Genomic DNA, 16,893 nt, shown 5'->3' with positions numbered 1-16,893 from the left:
CCACCAACGGCCCGGGGGCCGGGTCCCGCCGCGACGGCGGGACCCGGCCCCGGGCCGTTCAGGCGCGCTCGATCGCCGTCTCGAACCGCTCCATGCGCTCCCGGCCCGCCGCGCCCACGGCGTCCGTCACCGCCGCCACCAGGCTCTCGCTCAGGGCCATCGCGGCCACCAGGGAGTCGAACGGCGAGGCGGACTCCACCCGCGCCGGGAGGACGACCTTGGCCAGCTTGGCGATCGGAGAGAGCCAGTTGTCCGTCATCAGGCACACGGTGGCACCCCGGGCCGCCATCCCCTCGCTGAAACGGAGGCTGGACTCGCTGTAGCGGCGGTAGTCGAGGACGAGGAGAACCGTGTTGGCGTCGGCGTCGGCGAGCGCCCGGCGGCGCTCCATCTCCTCCTGGCCGATCACGTCGACGTCCTCGCGCAGCTGCCACAGGTGGATGACCAGGTACTCGGCGAGCAGCCGGCTGAACCGGCCCCCGGTCACCCGTACGCTCCGGCCCGGGTCGCCGAGCAGCCTGACGAGGGTGGCGAACTCCGACTCCGGCAGCTCCGCGTAGGTGGCCTCCAGCAACTGCGCGAAGGCCCGGTGCGTCTCCGGGAGCACCCCCTTCGCGGAGACCGGCGCCTTCTCGGCGTACTGCTTCAGCGGGGAACCCAGCTCCCCGTTCAACTCATGGACCAGGGCGCGCTGGAAGGCCGGGAAGCCGGCGAAGCCGAGCCGGGTGACGAATCGGACCACCGTCGCCGAACTCACACCGGCACCGGCGGCCAGGTCCGCGACGGTGGTGAGGCCGGCCGTGGGGTACTGGGCCAGCACCGCGCGGGCGACCTTGCGTTCGCCGTTGCTGAGTCCGTCCATGGCGGAGAGCAACAGCTTCCGCACCGACGTGTGTCCCCCCGGTATCGTCTCCATGTTTCAAGGCTACCAAGACAGGGCGCGCTGAAACGTTCGTTACATCCGATCGCGCCGAGGCCGGGGCGGCGAGGAGGCCACCGCCCCGTACAGCAGAGTCCCCGTCGACGCGCCGTCAGCTCCGCGCCTCCGCGAGGACACCGGCCAGGGCGTCCACGAGCAGATCGATCTCGTCCTCGGTCGCCACCAGCGGCGGGGCGAACCGCACGGTCGAGCCGTGGGTGTCCTTGGCCAGGACGCCGCGCCGCATCAGGCCCTCGCACGCCTCGCGGCCGGTCATCAGCGCGGGGTCGATGTCGACGCCGGCCCACAGCCCCCTGACCCGCACCGCCAGCACCCCGGCGCCGACCAGCTCCCACAGGCGGGACTCCAGCCGCTCGCCGAGGACCCGGGCGCGCTCCTGGTACTCGCCCGTCGACAGCATCGCGACCACCTCGTGGCCGATCGCGGCCGCCAGGGGGTTCCCGCCGAACGTCGAGCCGTGGGTTCCGGGAGCGATGACGCCGAGCACGGCGTCATCGGCGGCCACGGCGGACACCGGGTAGAGACCGCCGCCCAGGGCCTTGCCGAGGACGTAGACGTCCGGCACGACGTCCTCGTGGTCGCAGGCGAAGGTGCGGCCGGTGCGGGCCAGGCCGGACTGGATCTCGTCGGCCACCATCAGGACGTCGTGCCGCGTGCAGAGTTCACGCAGTTCCCGCAGGAACCCGGGCGGCGGGACGACCACACCGCCCTCGCCCTGCACGGGCTCGAAGAGGACCGCGACCACCGTGTCGTCGATCGCGTCGGCGACGGCCCGGACGTCGCCGTACGGCACCCGCACGAAGCCCGGCGTGAACGGCCCGTAGTGGTCGGTGGCGACCGGGTCGTCGGAGAAGCCGACGATCGTGGTCGTCCGCCCGTGGAAGTTGCCGCTCATCGTGATGACGGTGGCGCGGCCCGCCTCCACGCCCTTCACGACGTATCCCCACTTGCGGCTGACCTTGATGGCCGTCTCCACCGCCTCGGCGCCGCTGTTCATCGGCAGGACGCGCTCCTTCCCGGTGAGCCGGGCGAGCGCCTCGGCGAACGGGCCGAGCTGGTCGTTGTAGAAGGCGCGGCTGGTGAGGGCCAGCCGGTCGAGCTGCTCATGGGCGCGCCGGAGCAGCCGCGCCGGGCGGTGACCGAAGTTCAGGGCGGAGTAGCCCGCCAGGCAGTCGAGGTAGCGGCGCCCGTCCACATCGGTCACCCACGCGCCGTCCCCGGAGGCCAGGACGACGGGCAGGGGGCGGTAGTTGTGCGCGGCGAAGCGCTCCGTCTGCTCGATGTGTTCCCCCGCCGTCCGCGCGGGGGCCGGCGCGCCCGTCCCGCTCGCATCGGGGGTGTTCGAAATTGCAGATTCATGCGACATGGTTGACACCTAACATGAAACATCCATTTCATTCAAGGGGTGCGCAAGGGTGCGGCACGGGCGCCATGGTGATCCCCGAATGTAACGTCTGTTTCGAAATCGCCTATTGACACATGAAACCTACCGCCTGTTTCATTCTGGCCAAGCGGCGAGGCCCGGCACCGAGACGGTCGCGGGCGCCGCACTTCCCGAGCGCGCCAGTGGAGGCGTCATGAGCTCCCCCGAAGAAACTTCCCGGTTGAACCGCCTGCTGTCCGTCGTCGACGGACTGCGCGACGAGATGACGGCGAGCCTGCAGGAGCTCGTCCGGATCCCGTCCGTGAGCCCGAAATACCCAGGAGTCGAGTACAAGGACCACGTCGGCCGGGAAGGCGAGGCGACCGCGCTGCTCAGCGACCTCTACCGCCGCGCCGGGGCGTCCGTGGACGTCTTCGCCGTGGAGGAGGGACGTGACAACGCCGTCGGCCGGATAGCCGGCAGGGGCGGGGGCAACTCGCTGATCTTCAACGGCCATGTGGACGTCGTCCCCGGCGGTGATCCGGCCGGGTGGGCCAAGGCCCCGCCGTTCTCCGGGGAGGTGATCGGTTCCCGGATGTACGGCCGCGGGACCACCGACCAGAAGTCCGGTCTCGTCGCCCAGGCCTACGCCGCGATCGCCCTGCGCGAGGCCGGGATCGAGCTCGGCGGGGAGCTGCAACTGCAGTGCGTGGTCGGGGAGGAGACGGGGGACCACGCCTGCGGGACGGGCGCGGTGGTCGAGCGCGGGTACGTCGCGGACGCCGCGGTCGTCTCGGAGCCGAGCGCGCCGCCGACACCGCTGTCGATCGTGGTCGCCAGCCCCGGACTGCTGTGGTTCTCGGTCACGGTCGAGGGCAAGAAGGTGCACGGCTCCATGCGGGGCGCCACCATCCACCCCGCCCACGACGGCGACTCGATCGGTGTGAACGCCATCGACAAGGTCTTCCTCCTCTACCGGGCGCTGCGCGAGCTGGAGGACGAATGGGCCCGCACCCAGCGGCACGACCTCTGGTACAACGGCCACTTCTCCCTGCTGCCCGGTGCCATGCGCGGCGGCCCCGGCGACCTGACCGTCCCGTTCGCCCTGTCCGACACGGCCACCATCGAGTACGGCGTCATGTACCACCCCGAGCGCTCCCCCGAGGACGTGATGGCCGAGATCCAGGCCGTCATCGACCGTGCGGCGGACGCCGATCCCTGGCTGCGCCACCACCGCCCGCACTGCGAGTGGAAGCTCAACTGGGACCCGTTCGTCACCTCGCCCGACGACGGCATCAGCCAGTCCGTCGCCGGCGCGTACCGGACCGCCGCCCAGGGCACCGCCTTCTCCGACCAGCCGTCCTACACCGGGCTCTACGGCGTGTGCGACGCCACCGTGTTCACCCGCACCGGTGTGCCGTCCGTCGTCTTCGGCCCCGGCGACCTGCGCGTCGCCCACGGCAACGACGAGTACGTCGACCTCGACGAGGTCTGGCTCGCGGCCCGCACCTACGCCGTCCTCGCCACCCGGTGGTGCGGCACCGCCTCCCCCGTGTCCTGACCCGGACCGGTCCCCCTCCTCGCCGGGCCGCGCCCCCGCCCCCCGCCCGCGCCCCAGCCCGCGCGAGACACCCCGGTCGTGCGCCCCGGACCCCGGTCCGGGGCGCCCAGGTGACCCTCCCCCACCACCCCAGAGACCAGAGGCCCCCCATGCCCACTGACGTTCCCGGCACGCAGAGCCCCGACGACGGCTCCTCCGAGGCCTACCGCCAGCCGAAGGGAGTGGAGCGGTACGGCATCGAACCCGTACCGGACGAACAGCGCACCGTGCGCTGGTACGACCTGTTCCAGATCATCTTCAACGTGATGCTCAACCCCGGCCTGATCCTCATCGGCGGACTGGCGGTGGTCTCGGGGCTCTCGTTCTGGGCCGCGGTCACCGCCCAGGTGCTGGGCATCCTCATCGCCTTCTGCGCCTACACCGTCATGGCCACCGTCGGCGTCGACTACGGCCTGCCCGGGATCGTGTCGACGCGGGCGTTCCTCGGCATCGCGGCCTCCCGCTGGCTGGTCTCCCTGCTGCGCGCCGTCAGCTCGGCCTTCTGGTTCGCCTTCCAGACCCTGGCCGGCGCCATGGGCATCCTGGCCGTCCTCGACGCGTGGCTCGGGGTGAAGCCGCCGCTCATCGCCGTCAGCCTCGCCTTCGCGGTGCTCCAGGCCTCCGTCGCCCTCTTCGGGTACGGATCCCTCAAGTGGCTGTCGAAGGTGGCCTTCCCGGTCAAGCTGGTGATCCTCGGCTACCTCTTCTGGCTGCTCGCCACCCACCAGGCACCGGGATTCGCACCGAGCGAGGTGTTCTCGTACGCCGGTTCGGCCGGCTGGAAGTGGGCGGTGTTCGCGGTCTGGGTGAACGCCGTCGCGGCGGCGTGGTTCAGCCAGGTGACCGACGCGGCCGACTACTGCCGCTACTCCCGGTCCCGCAAGGACATGTGGATCGGCACGATGGCGGCCGCACTGCTCGGAACGGCCGGAGCCGCCTTCTTCGGCGCCTACGCCGCCGCCGCGACCCTCGGGAAGGAGGCGAACGCCTTCGAGGTGATCCCCGGCCTCGGCGTCGGCCCGGTCACCCTGATCCTCGTCCTGGTGGTGCTGCTCCTGGACAACTGGACGGTCAACGTGCTGAACGTCTACACGGGCGGCCTGGCGCTGGCGAACCTCGCCACCCGGCTGGGGCGCTTCTGGTCGACCATGGTGGTCGCCGCCGTGGGAACGGCCCTGGCCGCCTTCCCCGCGCTCATCGACGGGTTCAACGGCTCCATGTCGGCGATGGGCAACGTCTTCGCCCCCCTCGTCGGCGTGATCCTGGCCGACTACCTCGTCGTCAAGCGCGGCCGCATCGACGTGCCGGCCCTCTTCGACCCCCACGGACCGTACCGCTACACCGCCGGCGTGAACGTCCTCGCCCTCGCTTGGACGGCCCTCGGCGCCCTCGCCTTCCTCGCCCTGCCCGACACGGTGCTGCCGACCCCGCTCGTGGCCCTCGCCAGCGGCGCCGGCTACGCCCTGACGGTCAGGATGCTCCCGGCCCGACCGCACGCGACCGCGCCCCGCCTGGACGCGCCCGGCGAGCTCCGGCTGCCGGCGGGCCGAACCTGACCGGCCGTCGCGCCCGGCTCCGCCGCGGGCCGTCGGTGACGTGCCGCCTCCGGCCCCGGTGGGCCGCGGGCGGCACGTCAGCGACGTCTCGGGCTCCTGCCGTGGTCACGGAGGGGTTTGCCCCACGCGCGGCGACGGGCAGGAACGCCCTGGGGGGTGCGCCGCACCCGGGAGTGCTCCGAGGGTCCACCGACGGCGTTCGGTCCCCCGGGGCGGAGGAGGGGGTTTCCATGGATCCAGCCACGCTCGCGGCCCTCGCGGGTTCCTCGCTCGTCGGGGCGATGGCCACCGACGCCTGGCAGCACGCGCGGGACGGGGTGGTCGCCGTGTGGCGCCGGTTCCGTCCGGAGCGTGCGGAGCTGATCGGCGAGGACCTGGACGAGCTGCGCCGGGAGGTGCTGGTGGCCGAGGAGCAGGACGACGAGCGCCTGCGGGAGGCGCTCGCCGCGGACTGGCAGCAGCGGCTGTCCGAGCTGCTCCGCCGGCAGCCCGAGCTCGCGGGGGAGCTGGAGCGGGTGCTGGACGAGGTGATCGCTCCGTCGCTGCCCGAGGAGGCGCGGACCCGAGTCTACAAGCAGACCAACATCGCCCACGGCAACGGACGCGTCTTCGGTGTCCAGGGCGGGAACCTGATCTACCACGAGGGCAAGGAGCAGGGCGGCGGCAGCCCTGAGGGGGCCGCCGGCTGAGGTCCCGGGCCGGTCAGCCGGCGAGTTCCGCGCGCAGCATGTCCCGGACGGCCTCGAAACGCCTCAGGTCGGCCGTGAACGCCGCGGGGTTCGCCGGCTCCAGCTCCCGCTGGATCCCGATGGCCTCCTCGACCAGCGCCAGGCCCTTGCGGACGAAGCCGACCCGGGCCCAGTGGGCGCCCAGATTGGCGAGCGAGCGGGCCACCGCGGACCGGTAGGCCGACGGATGTTCCTCGGCCAGGGCGCGGAAGACGCCGACGGCGGCCTCGGACGCGTTGACGGCCTCCACGACGCGGTCCATCGCGGCCAGGCGGTTGCCGAGGTTGTTCAGGGCCATGCCGAGGTTCTCCCGGTTGACGGCCTTGCCGCTCCTGGCGTGGCCGCGGTGGATCTCCACGGCCTCCTCGGTGGCCGCCAGCGCCGCCGCCGGCCGGTCGAGGGCGGCGAGCCGGTTCCCGAGGTTGGACAGCGCGGCGGCCAGGAACTCCTCGTGCAGGACGGGATTGAGCGCGGCCAGTTCGCGCCACTGGCCCACCGCCTCCTGGCTGGTCTCCAGCGCCTCGGCGGCGCGGCCCGCCGCCCACAGGTAGACGCCGAGGGCGGTCAGTGACCGGGCGAGGGCGGGCCGGAAGGCGTCCGGGTTGACGGTGGCCAGCCGGCGGCGGATGCCCACGGCCACGGTGGCGACGTCGCAGGCCTCCTCGCCGCGTCCGATGCCCCACAGGTGGTTGGCGACGGTGATCAGTGCGGTCGCGTACCGGGGTTCGTACTGGTCGGGGTCGGCGGAGGCCAGCTCCAGGAAGAGGCTGAGCGCGGCGAGGCCGGTCTCGACGGCGTCGGCCCGGCGCCCCAGCTCGTACAGCGCGATCCCGGCGTTGACCAGCGCGCGGGCGAGGTCGGGCCGGTGACCGTCGGGGTCCGCGTCGAACAGCTCGCCGTACAGGTGCGCCGCTTCCAGGGCGGTGTCCACGGCCTCCTGGAGGCGGTCCGCCTCCAGGAGCTGGTGGACCAGGTTGCTCAGGGGGCGGGCCAGATCGGCCGGCGGCAGGTCGGGGTACTCGGCGGCGTGGCGGCGGGCCAGGCGTACGGCCTCCTCGGTGACGGCCAGCGATTCGGGGAGCCGTCGCATCGCCGACAGGCAGACGCCGAGGTTGGCCAGCGCGCCGGACAGGCCCGGCAGGTGCTGCGCGGGGTCCTCGGCGGCCGGGCCGCGCCGCCATTCGACCGCCCGCTCGCTGGCGTCGAGCGCCTCCTGATCGAAGCCGGCGTGGGACTGGCGGACCGCCAGGGTGGTACAGAGGCGAGAGCGTTCGGCCGGGTCCTCGGTGAGGCCGAGGCGGTGGGCGGTCAGGACCGCGGTCACCGCGGCGATGCCGGGGTCCAGGTCGGTGTGCTGCCCTTCCGGGAAGTGCGCCTCCACGGCTTCCAGGACGGCGACGACGTCGGGCAGGCCCGCGAGGACGGTCAGGGCCGCGCTCCCGGCGTCGACCGCCAGCCGGGGGTCCGTCAGCAGCAGCGGGTACAGGTACCGCGGGCCGAGGTGCTTCCAGTGCTGGGCGGCGGACAGCAGGAAGGTGACCGCGCGGGCGGTCCAGGGCACGGGGGCGGGCGCGGCGCCGGGCCCGGCGCCGGACCGTTCGAGCAGGGCGGAGGCGTCGGCGGCCGCCCACGGCTGGTCCGGGTAGGCGAACCGGTGGCCCGGCATGGTCAGGGCGAGGAAGTCCTCGGCGAGGCGGTCCGGGTAGAGCGGTTCCAGGACCTGGTCGGCGCCGGGTTCGGCCGGCGGGTAGCAGGACGTGTGGTCGTCCAGCACCTCGGGGGCGTCCGCCACCCGGAGCCGGCCGAGGACCGTCGTGCCGGCCGTTCGGGAGAGCGTTCCGGTGAGGACGGCGGCGTACACGGTCCGGTTCATGACCTCGGGCGGCGTCCGGAAGCCGTTCCCGTCCTGCCCGGCGTTGGCGCCGTCGCCGTACAGCCGCGCCCAGTGCAGCCGCTCGCGGTCCAGGAGGTACATGGTCAGGCCGGGCCGGTCGGTCGGCACCACGGCGCGCGGTGCGGACTCCGCCGCCGCGCCGGTCCCGGGGCCTGCGTCGGTACCCGCTTCGGTGACCGCCGTGTGGACGTCGACGGCGACTAGGGCGGCCATGTGGACGGCCAGGGTCAGCCCGAACTCCGCTCCCTCCAGCGTCGGGGGTGGCTGGATCACGGCCGCGTCGCGGAGCCGGTAGATCCCGGCGAAGGCGTCGCGGGCGGCCGCGAACATCGCGCCGCGGCCCTCCCCGCCGGGCGGCAGGGCCTCCAGGGGCTGAACGGACACGTCTGCCTGGTAGGTGTCCAGGATGCCGCGCAGCTGCGGCAGTTCGTTCATCGTGCGCCCCAGCATCAGCACCCGGGTGGTGACGCCGGTCCGGTGCAGCAGGGCGTTCTTCAGCAGCCAGGTCAGGCTGGTGGTGAGCCACCGCTCGGCGTAGTCGACGATCAGCAGCAGGCCGGCCGTGCCGTCGGGCCGCAGGTCCTGGCTGCCGGGCTCGATCGGGTCGGCGTCCGGCCCGTGGTAGGCGACGGCGACCGTCCAGCCCGCCTCGGCGGACTCGTCGGCGAACCGGGCGGCGAGCCGGCTCTTGCCCTGACCGCCCGGCCCGTACAGCCACCGGACGCCCAGCCGCCCGCCGCCGTCCCGCCACTGCCGCAGCTCGTCGAGCTCCTCCCCGCGGCCGGTGAAGGGGACCACGGCGCGGCGGGCGTTGAGCATCCGGCTCGGCAGCTTGCGCAGCCAGTCCTGGTCGGTGTCCGCCGCGCGCTGCCAGGCCCCGAGGAGGTAGAGCGGCAGCCCGCTGGCGCCGTGCACGTGGATGTCGGCCCCGATGGCGCCGAACGCGAAGCCGTTGACGGCGATCACGTTCTGCACGTACAGCGGCTGCGAGTCGGCGGCGTTGCGGTCGGCTTCGCTCACGAGGCACCTGCCCTGCTCGGCATGTGACGGGTCGTCGGGACGACCCTAGCGGGGCCGGGCCGGCCACCGGGAGGGAAGCGGACAAGTCCGCCCGCCGCCCGACGGTCACCGCAGTGCGTGCTCGGCCGCGTCGGCGATGTCGTGCCGGCCGCGCTGTCGGGCGTCCTGGGCCAGCTCGCGCATGGAGACCCGGGCGTCCTCCGACTCCACCGGGACGGTGCGCAGCCGGTGGAGGTCGAGCACCCGGGGCAGGGTGCGGCAGCGTCGCAGCGCGCCGGCCAGTTCCAGGGCGGCCATGGTCCGCAGGCACTTCTCGCACGCGCCGCAGTTGTGGCCGGGCCGGCTTCGCCAGCACACTCCGAGGTTGTCCAGCGCCAGCGCGGAGCCGGAGAGCCGGCGCTCCACCTTGCCCGTCCGGGTGGCCTCGGCGCCGTCGTGGACAATCTCCAGGCGCTCGGTGGACCAGAGGTGGTCCAGGAGCGGGTGCGAGCCCAGCGGGGGCAGATGGCGGTACTGGTCGCTGGCCGCGATCAGGCAGCGGCCGAGCAGGCCCTGCAGTGCCAGTGCGACGCCACCGAGCGCCGCGCCGTGGTAGGCCTCCCACGTGGTCAAGGGCTCGGCGAAGGAGCGGATGTTGGTGTCCACCACCACGGCCCGGCAGCGGCTTCGGGCGGCCACGTGCCCGATCCGGGCGACCAGTCGGTCGTGGTCCGTTCCGGAGTCCTGTTCGAAGTTCGCGAACAGCAGATCGGTGACCGGCTGGTGGTGGGGTTCGGTACGGCGTTCGCCGTCCTTGAGCAGGCTGTAGAAGCAGTCCACCCCGGTGGTGAAGAACAGCCCGACGGCGTCCTCGCCACCGGCCGGGACGGCGGTCTCGGTCGCCGTCAGCCGGACCTCGCCGAACCGCTCCCACCAGGCGGAGTAGATCTCCATCGCGGTACGGGCGGATCTGAGCAGCCGGGCGGAGACCGGGGCGTCGACCAGCAGGTCCTCGCCGAGGCTCATGGCCGGCATGACGAGCGCGGCGAGGAAGGCGTCGCCGCGCTCCGGCACCCAGTCGGATCCACCGCCGCGTACGGTGAAGTGCAGCCGTTCCACGTCCGGCGCGGCCTTGGCCCGCACCCGTGCGGACAGCTCCCAGCCCCGCGCGGTCCCGGTGCGCCTGACGTCCTCGACGATCAGCACGGTCGCCCCCGGTTCAGACGATCAGCATCGAGTCGCCGAATTCGTGGAAGCGGTACTCCCGGGGGATCAACTCCCGCCGGTAGACCTCCAGCAGGGGCGCCCGTCCGGTGAACGCGGAGGTGAGCAGCAGCTCGGAGCTCTTCGGCCGGTGCAGGTTGGTCAGGAACCCGTCGCAGGCGCGGAAGCGGTGGCCCGGGACGATCCGGAGCCGGGTGAAGCCGGTGGCCGCCGGGACGCGGCCGTCCTCGCCGGTGACGCTCTCCAGCGTGCGCAGCGCGGAGGTTCCGCACACCATGATCCGCCCGCCGCGGGAGCGGCGTTCGTTGATGGTCTCGGCGGTCCCGGCGGTGACCTCGTAGCGCTCGGCTCCCGGGAAGTCGAACCCCTTGACCCGGGTGGCGCGGTCGACCCGGTCCTCGGCCTCGGTGTCGCCGACGCCGCCGGCGGCGACCTGCTGCTGGAACAGCTGCCGGACGAAGTGGTGCGACCGTGCGGCGAGCAGCAGGGTCACCTCGGCGACGGCCACGCCGCGGGCCCGCAGCTCGTCCAGGACGGCGGGGGTGAAGTGGCGTCCGGCCGAGGGGAAGAGGACCGCGCCGGGGCGCGAGGCGTAGGTGGTCTGGTAGTACTCCGGGTCGGCGGGAGCCTGCTTGAGGTAGCCCGGGTAGATCGGTTCGGCGAGCCGGTAGAGGGTGTCGCCGTCGGCCGGGTCGAGCTCGATCCGCCAGACACCCGGGTCCGCCTCGGCGAGCAGGCGGCCGGTGACCTGGCGCCCGGGGCCGAGCACGAACCGGGCGCCGGGCCGGCAGACCGCCTCGGGTGCCACCAGGCAGTGCCAGGTGCCGTCCTCGTTCGGCGAGTGGATGCTCACCGCGACCACCCGGCCGTCCTGGTCCTCGCCGTGCAGCAGGGTCGGCACCACCCGCGCGTTGTTGACCACCAGGACGTCCAACGGCTTGAAGTACTCGGCGATTTCGTGGAAGCCGCGGTGCTCCACCTGGTCCGTGCCGCGTCGCAGCACGGCCAGGCGGGCATCGCTGCGCCGCCCGCCGCGCGCCTCGGGCGGTTCCTGCGACACCAGCCCTGCGGGGAGGTCGAACTCGTAGTCCCCGGGGTTCTCCGTGTTCTCCACCGTGGCCTCGCAGCTCATGAAGGACGTATGCGGACCGGTCGAAGGTATCCCGGGCGACGGTGCCGATCGCGCTGTGACACACGGTCGGGCGCGTCGACGCGTCCGCCCGGAGGTGCCGGACCGCGAACTCGTCGCCCGCAGCGGGTCGCGTTCCGCTCGCGGTCCGGGGGTCCCCGGCGTCACCCGCACGGCGGGTGGGACCGGCCGGTCTGCCCCCGGGACCGGACGGCGACCGCCGGTCCGGGCGGGCGCACGGGCGGTGCTGACCCGTCATCAGGCCGGGGCACCGGCACCTGCCCGATCGGGCACTGTCGGCGCGTGCCGCCCGTTCCCCGGAAGCATCTCGTTGACACCGAAGTTGGTCTAGTCCACCGTGGTGACGCAGGTCATCCACAGGAGTCCGGCGGCGCTCGCCGCGACCCGGCACCGACACCGCGCGGGACTCACGGGATCCCTCGACTCGAGTACTCCGCCGTGGCTTTGAGTGAGTCATGCGGTCTTGCCGCACCTCGGCCCTCGGACGGGCTGCTGTAACGAATTTGACGATCAGCTGGAGAATCCCGAACCATGCAACGAGTCTGCCTCGCCCTGCCCACCATGCGTCCCTGCCCCGGCACCATCGTGGACCTCGCCGAGGAGGCGGCCTACGCCGTCGCGAACTTCGAGGTCGAGGTGCACCTGCTCATCCTCGACACCACGGGCGCCGACGAATTCGCGCGGAACGCCGAGGCCGTGGCCGCGCTGGACCCCGTCCCCGGCGTGTTCGTGCACCACCTCGGCGAGGCGCAGCAGCGGGAGTTCTTCCGCCGGGTGACCGAGCGCTCCGGCGCCGCCGACCCCGAGCTGCTGCTCGAACTGATGGTGCCGGGGGACGTCGCGTACGGGTCCTGCGTCAACCGGATCTTCCTGGGCGCGGCCGCCCTGGGCTGCACCTCGGCGCACCTGCGCAACGACGACGCCGACTTCCAGGTCCTCGACGGGCGGAAGGTCTTCCCGATCCACCACGAGCTGCTCTCGATCGGCCGGCCGGCCGGCGAGGCGGTGGCCGGGGTGACCCGCTCCGAGCTCGACCCGGCCGACGCGGACAAGCCGGTGATGCTGGTCAGCGGCTCCTTCATGGGCGAACTCAACGTGGACATCGGCGAGATCCGCGAGCTGGACCCGGAGGTCTACCGCGACGTGGTGCGCCTGTGGACCCCGCCGGTGTGGCCGGACGAGGACCGGGACGCGATGGTGGACGTCTCCTTCAAGGGCACCGGCACCGAGCCGTTCACCGCCGACCACTCGGTCCTCGGCGTGCCCGACATCTGGGACGTCTTCATGTGCAACGTGGCCCTGGACCACCGGGGTTACGAGGTGCTGCCGCTGCTGCCCTCGGTGCGGACCCTCGGCTGCGACTACGCCCTGCTGCACTCGCTGGTCCACGCCAAGCTGCCCGGCGTCGTCCACAACCGCCACATCGTCAACTACTACACGCCCGAGCGCCGCACCGGGGCCGGCTTCGTCCCCTACCAGATGGGCTTCGTCAAGCTCCTGCTCTCGATGCTGTACCTGTACCCGGTCTACGGCGGGATGATCGACCTCGGGCCCAAGCTGCTGGACGAGCAGTACCGGCTGAAGGTCGAGCCGATCCTCGAACTGGTGCGGGGCACCATCGACTGGGACCAGGCCGGGAACGAGCACTGCCTGGACGTCCTGGACCGTTCCTACCGCAAGCTGGGCGGCAAGTACGCCGAGCTCGCGGACGTGGTGGCCGGGCGGCGGCAGCAGCTCCTGGACGAGGCGCGGGAGGACGCCCGGCGCTGGGCGGTGCTGATCGAGGCCTGGGCTGGCCTGGTGGCCGCGGCCCGCGCCGAGGGCCTGCGCCCCGGCGTGGACGGGGCGGCCGGGTGAGCGAGGACCTCGTGATCCGGCGGCTGGCCGAGGACGACTGGGACGCCGTGGTCGCGCTGGAGCACGACGCCTACGCGGCCGACGGCCTGTCCGAGGGGCGGGAGGCGCTGGAGTCCCGCGCCCTCGCCTCGCCGGAGACCTGCTTCGTGCTGGAGCAGCATGGCACGGTCCGCGGCTACCTGCTGAGCCTGCCGTACCCGCCGCTGCGCTGCCCGGACCTCGCCCTGGCGGAGGGCGCCGCGCACGAGTCGGTCAATCTGCACGTGCACGACCTGGTGATCGCCGAGGACCTGCGCGGCCGGGAGGTCGCGCTGGGGTTCATGCGGTACTTCCGGGCGCGGGCGGAGGAGCTGGGCTACGAGCGGATCTCGATGGTCGCGGTGCGCGGGGCGGACATCCTGCTGCGGCTGATCGGCTACCGCTCGCACCGGGAGGTGGCGGTGCCCGCGTCCTACGGGCGGCGGGCGGTCTACATGTCGATGCCGCTGCGCTGACTCCCCCGGCTGCGCCGCTCCCCCCGCCGCGGTCAGCCTCCGGAGGACTCGCGCACCGTCAGGTCCGGCAGCAGCTCCAGGTGGTGCACCGGCAGGCCGCTCCCGCCGGCGGCCAGCCGCCGCAGCAGGAGGTCCACCGCGGCGGCGCCGACGGCGCGCTTGGGCGGGGCCACCGCGGTCAGCGGCGGGGCGCCGAGGGCGGCGAACACGTCGTCGTAGCTGACCAGGGCGAGGTCCTCGGGGACCCGGACGCCCCGGGCCCGCAGCAGGGGCAGCAGTTGCAGGGCGTCCTTGTCGTTGTGCACCAGCGCGGCCGCGACCCCGTCGGCGACCGCCTCGGCGAGCCGGCCGGCCACGTCGTCGACGCCGACGGCCGGGGTGCGGATGTCGATGACGGGCTCGCCGGGCAGGCCGAGCGTCCGGCAGGCCTCGCCGTAGCCCTGGCGGACCTGGTGGGCGGTCCAGGTGTCGGTGCGGGCCGCCAGCGCCACCCGCCGGTGGCCGAGGGCGGCGAGGTGGCGCAGGGCGAGCAGGACGCCGTGCCGGTGGTCGGAGCCGACCGCGTCGAGCGCGGCGGCGGGGCTTCCGGGGTCCGGGCGGCGTTCCAGCAGGACGGCGGGGACGGGGAGTCCGGCCACCCAGGCGTGCGCCTCGGGACGGTCGGCGGCGCTCCAGTTCGGGGCGAGCAGCAGGCCCTGGACGCCGGAGGCGAGGAGCTGGTCGACCTGGACCCGGTCGGCGCTGGCCTCGTACGAGGAGATGCCGAGGACCAGGTGGGCGCCGGCCTCGGCGGCGGCGGTGCGCGCGCCGGCGATCACCTCGTCGAAGTACTGCACCACGGCGGGGACGAGCAGGCCCAGGGTGAGGGCCTCGGCGGGGCGGTCCGGCACGGGGGCGGGCGCGGCCGCGGGGCCGGCGGACGAGACGGAACCGTGGGTGCGGCGGAGCAGCCCGGCGTCGGCGAGGGCCGCGACGTCCCGGCGGACCGTGACGGCGGGCAGGCCGAGCCGCTCGGCGAGGTCCACCACCCGGACGGTGCCCAGGCCGCGCACCGTGTCGAGGATGCGGGCACGGCGATCGTCCGCCGGGATCGGCATGGCACTCCCTGTCGGTGGGGCCGGTCTGTCGGAGGTCCGACGACGATCTGTCGAAGATCTGTCGAAGTGGACAGAACCTACCACTCGGTCACCGGACGGCAGGAAGGCGGCGGACCCCGGCGGATCCCGGCGGAGGCGGCCGGCGTCAGGAGCCGTAGCGCTCCTCGGGGACGACCGGGCCGAGGTCGGGGGCCTCGACCAGTTCGACGTGGTCGCCCGGGCGGTGGAGTTCGAGGACCAGCAGCTCGTTGGCGCCGGCCCGCCAGAGCGGCGCCGGGGCGTAGAGGGTGCGCTGCGGCCCGCGGTCCCAGTAGCGGCCGAGGGCGAACCCGTTCAGCCAGACCATGCCCTTGGTGAAGCCGGGCAGGGCGAGGAAGCCGTCGGCGGGGGTGTCCACGGCCAGTTCGGCGCGGTGGAAGGCCGGCCCGTCGGCGGTGGAGGGCGCACCGAGGACGAGCGCCGTCAGGTCGTCGAGCGGCAGCGGGCGCGCCTCCCAGCCGAACTGGTACTGCCGGTCGATCCGGACGCCGCCGGTGATGCCCTTGGGATCGTGCAGCAGCGGTCCGTAGTTGATCCGGCCCAGGTTCTCGACGAGCAGGTCGAGCACGGCGCCGCCCTCGGGCACGCTCAGCGGCAGGGCCCGCTCCGGGTGGTTGCGGTCGAGGACGCCGAGGGATTCGCCGTCGAGGAAGACCTGGGCGCGGTCGGCCAGGCCGTCCACCCGCAGCTCGCCGTGGGCGAGCGGGCCGCGCAGGCGGGTGCGGTAGTGGATGAGGCCGACGTTCTGGCCGAGCCGCTCCATCGGGCGGGGCTCGGGGAGGTGGTGCGCGGTGGAGAGCTCGCCGAGGGCGCCGTCGGCGCCGAGCAGCGGGCGGCTCGCGGTGACGGGGGCGGTGCGGGGGGCGAGGCGGGCGGGCAGCGGGGGCAGCGGGTGGGGGTTGGGGCCGAGATGGCGTTCGATCACCTCGCGGAAGCGGTGGAACTTCTCGGTGAGTTCACCGGCCTCGCCGACCGGGGCGTCGTAGTCGTAGCTGGTGACGTCCGGCTGGTACTCGGTGCCGTCGTGGTTGGCGCCGTTCCACCAGCCGAAGTTGGTGCCGCCGTGGCCCATGTACAGATTGACCGAGGCGCCGGCGGCGAGCTGGGCGTCGAGCACCGCGGCGGCGTCCTCGGCGTCGCGCACGTGGTGCGGGGTGCCCCAGTGGTCGAACCAGCCGCACCAGTACTCCATGGTGACCAGCGGGCCGACCGGCTGGTGGCGGCGCAGGCAGGCGAGGGACTCCTCGGGGCGGGAGCCGAAGGTGCCGGTGGTGAGGAGTCCGGGCACCCGGCCGCCGAGCTGGAAGCCGTCCTCGGCGCCGTCGGCGGTGAACAGCAGCACGTCGACGCCGCGGGTGACCAGGGCGTCCCGCAGGTGTTCGAGGTAGGCGGTGTCGTTGCCGTAGCTGCCGTACTCGTTCTCCACGGCGACGGCGACCACCGGGCCGCCGCGGGAGGAGAGCAGCGGGAGCAGGACGGGCACCAGGTGGTCGAACCAGGCCTCCACGGCGGCGAGGAAGGGCGGGTCCAGACGGCGCAGCCGCATCGCGGGGTCGGCGAGCAGCCAGGCGGGGAGGCCGCCGAACTCCCACTCGGCGCAGATGTACGGGCCGGGGCGGACGATGACGTCGAGGCCGAGGTCGCCGGCGGCGCGGACGAAGCCGGCGAGGTCGCGGTCGCCGGTGAAGTCGGCGTGCTGCGGCGTGGGCTGGTGGAAGTTCCAGGCGACGTACGTCTCGACGGTGTTGACGCCCATGGCGCGCAGCCGGGTGAGGCGGTCGGTCCACTGTTCGGGGCGGATGCGGAAGTAGTGGACGGCGGCGGAGACGATCCGGTGCGGACATCCGTCGCGCAGGAAGGTGTCGCCGTCGGTGGTGAGGACGGGGTGGGGGGCCTGATCGGCCATCGGATCCTCCGCGGGAAGGGGCGGGAGTGAGGCGGGAGTGAGGGGC

At 73.6% G+C, this 16,893-nt stretch carries 12 protein-coding genes; 5 read left to right on the top strand and 7 right to left on the bottom strand.

Features of this window, described 5'->3' with window-relative positions; translation table 11 throughout:
- Positions 1-58 precede the first annotated feature (58 nt).
- Both ABTX81_RS29970 and rocD read right to left on the bottom strand, forming a co-directional pair.
- The gene (locus tag ABTX81_RS29970; protein WP_350551961.1) at positions 59-916 is read right to left on the bottom strand and encodes a MurR/RpiR family transcriptional regulator; all 858 of its coding nucleotides are present in this window, start codon (positions 914-916) and stop codon (positions 59-61) included.
- 115 nt (positions 917-1,031) lie between these two features.
- On the bottom strand, positions 1,032-2,306 hold the full coding sequence (rocD, locus tag ABTX81_RS29965) for an ornithine--oxo-acid transaminase (RefSeq protein ID WP_502892892.1): 1,275 nt from the start codon (positions 2,304-2,306) through the stop codon (positions 1,032-1,034).
- A 211-nt stretch (positions 2,307-2,517) separates the two neighbouring features.
- On the opposite strand from rocD, the gene ABTX81_RS29960 reads away from it, so the two are divergent.
- The 3 genes from ABTX81_RS29960 (at position 2,518) to ABTX81_RS29950 (ending at position 6,148) form a co-directional block, all read left to right on the top strand.
- On the top strand, positions 2,518-3,864 hold the full coding sequence (locus tag ABTX81_RS29960) for a M20 family metallopeptidase (RefSeq protein ID WP_350551958.1): 1,347 nt from the start codon (positions 2,518-2,520) through the stop codon (positions 3,862-3,864).
- 149 nt (positions 3,865-4,013) lie between these two features.
- The gene (locus ABTX81_RS29955; RefSeq protein ID WP_350551955.1) at positions 4,014-5,459 is read left to right on the top strand and encodes a purine-cytosine permease family protein; all 1,446 of its coding nucleotides are present in this window, start codon (positions 4,014-4,016) and stop codon (positions 5,457-5,459) included.
- A gap of 230 nt (positions 5,460-5,689) precedes the next feature.
- Positions 5,690-6,148 carry a hypothetical protein gene (locus ABTX81_RS29950; RefSeq protein WP_350551952.1) on the top strand — a complete coding sequence of 153 codons (459 nt, stop codon included), beginning with the start codon at positions 5,690-5,692 and terminating at the stop codon, positions 6,146-6,148.
- A 13-nt stretch (positions 6,149-6,161) separates the two neighbouring features.
- Here ABTX81_RS29950 and ABTX81_RS29945 read toward each other — a convergent pair whose 3' ends face one another.
- The 3 genes from ABTX81_RS29945 to ABTX81_RS29935 form a co-directional block, all read right to left on the bottom strand.
- Entirely contained in the window at positions 6,162-9,101 is a 2,940-nt protein-coding gene (locus ABTX81_RS29945; protein ID WP_350551948.1) for a tetratricopeptide repeat protein, read from the bottom strand.
- A gap of 105 nt (positions 9,102-9,206) precedes the next feature.
- Positions 9,207-10,286 (bottom strand): hypothetical protein, encoded by a 1,080-nt coding sequence (locus ABTX81_RS29940; protein WP_350551945.1) that lies wholly within the window; start codon positions 10,284-10,286, stop codon positions 9,207-9,209.
- Positions 10,287-10,299: 13 nt separating this feature from the next.
- Positions 10,300-11,436, bottom strand: coding sequence for an S-adenosylmethionine:tRNA ribosyltransferase-isomerase (locus ABTX81_RS29935; protein WP_350551942.1), 1,137 nt, complete (start codon positions 11,434-11,436; stop codon positions 10,300-10,302).
- Between the two features lie 549 nt (positions 11,437-11,985).
- Here ABTX81_RS29935 and ABTX81_RS29930 point away from each other — a divergent pair.
- A complete protein-coding gene (locus ABTX81_RS29930; protein ID WP_350551939.1) occupies positions 11,986-13,311 on the top strand; it encodes a DUF6271 family protein in 1,326 nt (441 codons plus the stop codon).
- Positions 13,308-13,805, top strand: a complete 498-nt coding sequence (locus tag ABTX81_RS29925; RefSeq protein WP_350551936.1) for a GNAT family N-acetyltransferase — start codon at positions 13,308-13,310, stop codon at positions 13,803-13,805. Before ABTX81_RS29930 ends, ABTX81_RS29925 begins: the two co-directional genes overlap by 4 nt.
- A gap of 32 nt (positions 13,806-13,837) precedes the next feature.
- Here ABTX81_RS29925 and ABTX81_RS29920 read toward each other — a convergent pair whose 3' ends face one another.
- Positions 13,838-14,902 carry a substrate-binding domain-containing protein gene (locus ABTX81_RS29920; protein ID WP_350551933.1) on the bottom strand — a complete coding sequence of 355 codons (1,065 nt, stop codon included), beginning with the start codon at positions 14,900-14,902 and terminating at the stop codon, positions 13,838-13,840.
- A gap of 145 nt (positions 14,903-15,047) precedes the next feature.
- Complete coding sequence (locus ABTX81_RS29915; protein ID WP_350551931.1) at positions 15,048-16,847, bottom strand: glycoside hydrolase family 35 protein; 1,800 nt, start codon at positions 16,845-16,847, stop codon at positions 15,048-15,050.
- Between the last annotated feature and the right edge of the window lie 46 nt (positions 16,848-16,893).

The organism is Kitasatospora sp. NPDC097605, from assembly GCF_040302725.1.
In the GTDB taxonomy this organism is placed as follows: domain Bacteria; phylum Actinomycetota; class Actinomycetes; order Streptomycetales; family Streptomycetaceae; genus Kitasatospora.
This window is presented reverse-complemented; position numbering and strand designations above follow the sequence as displayed.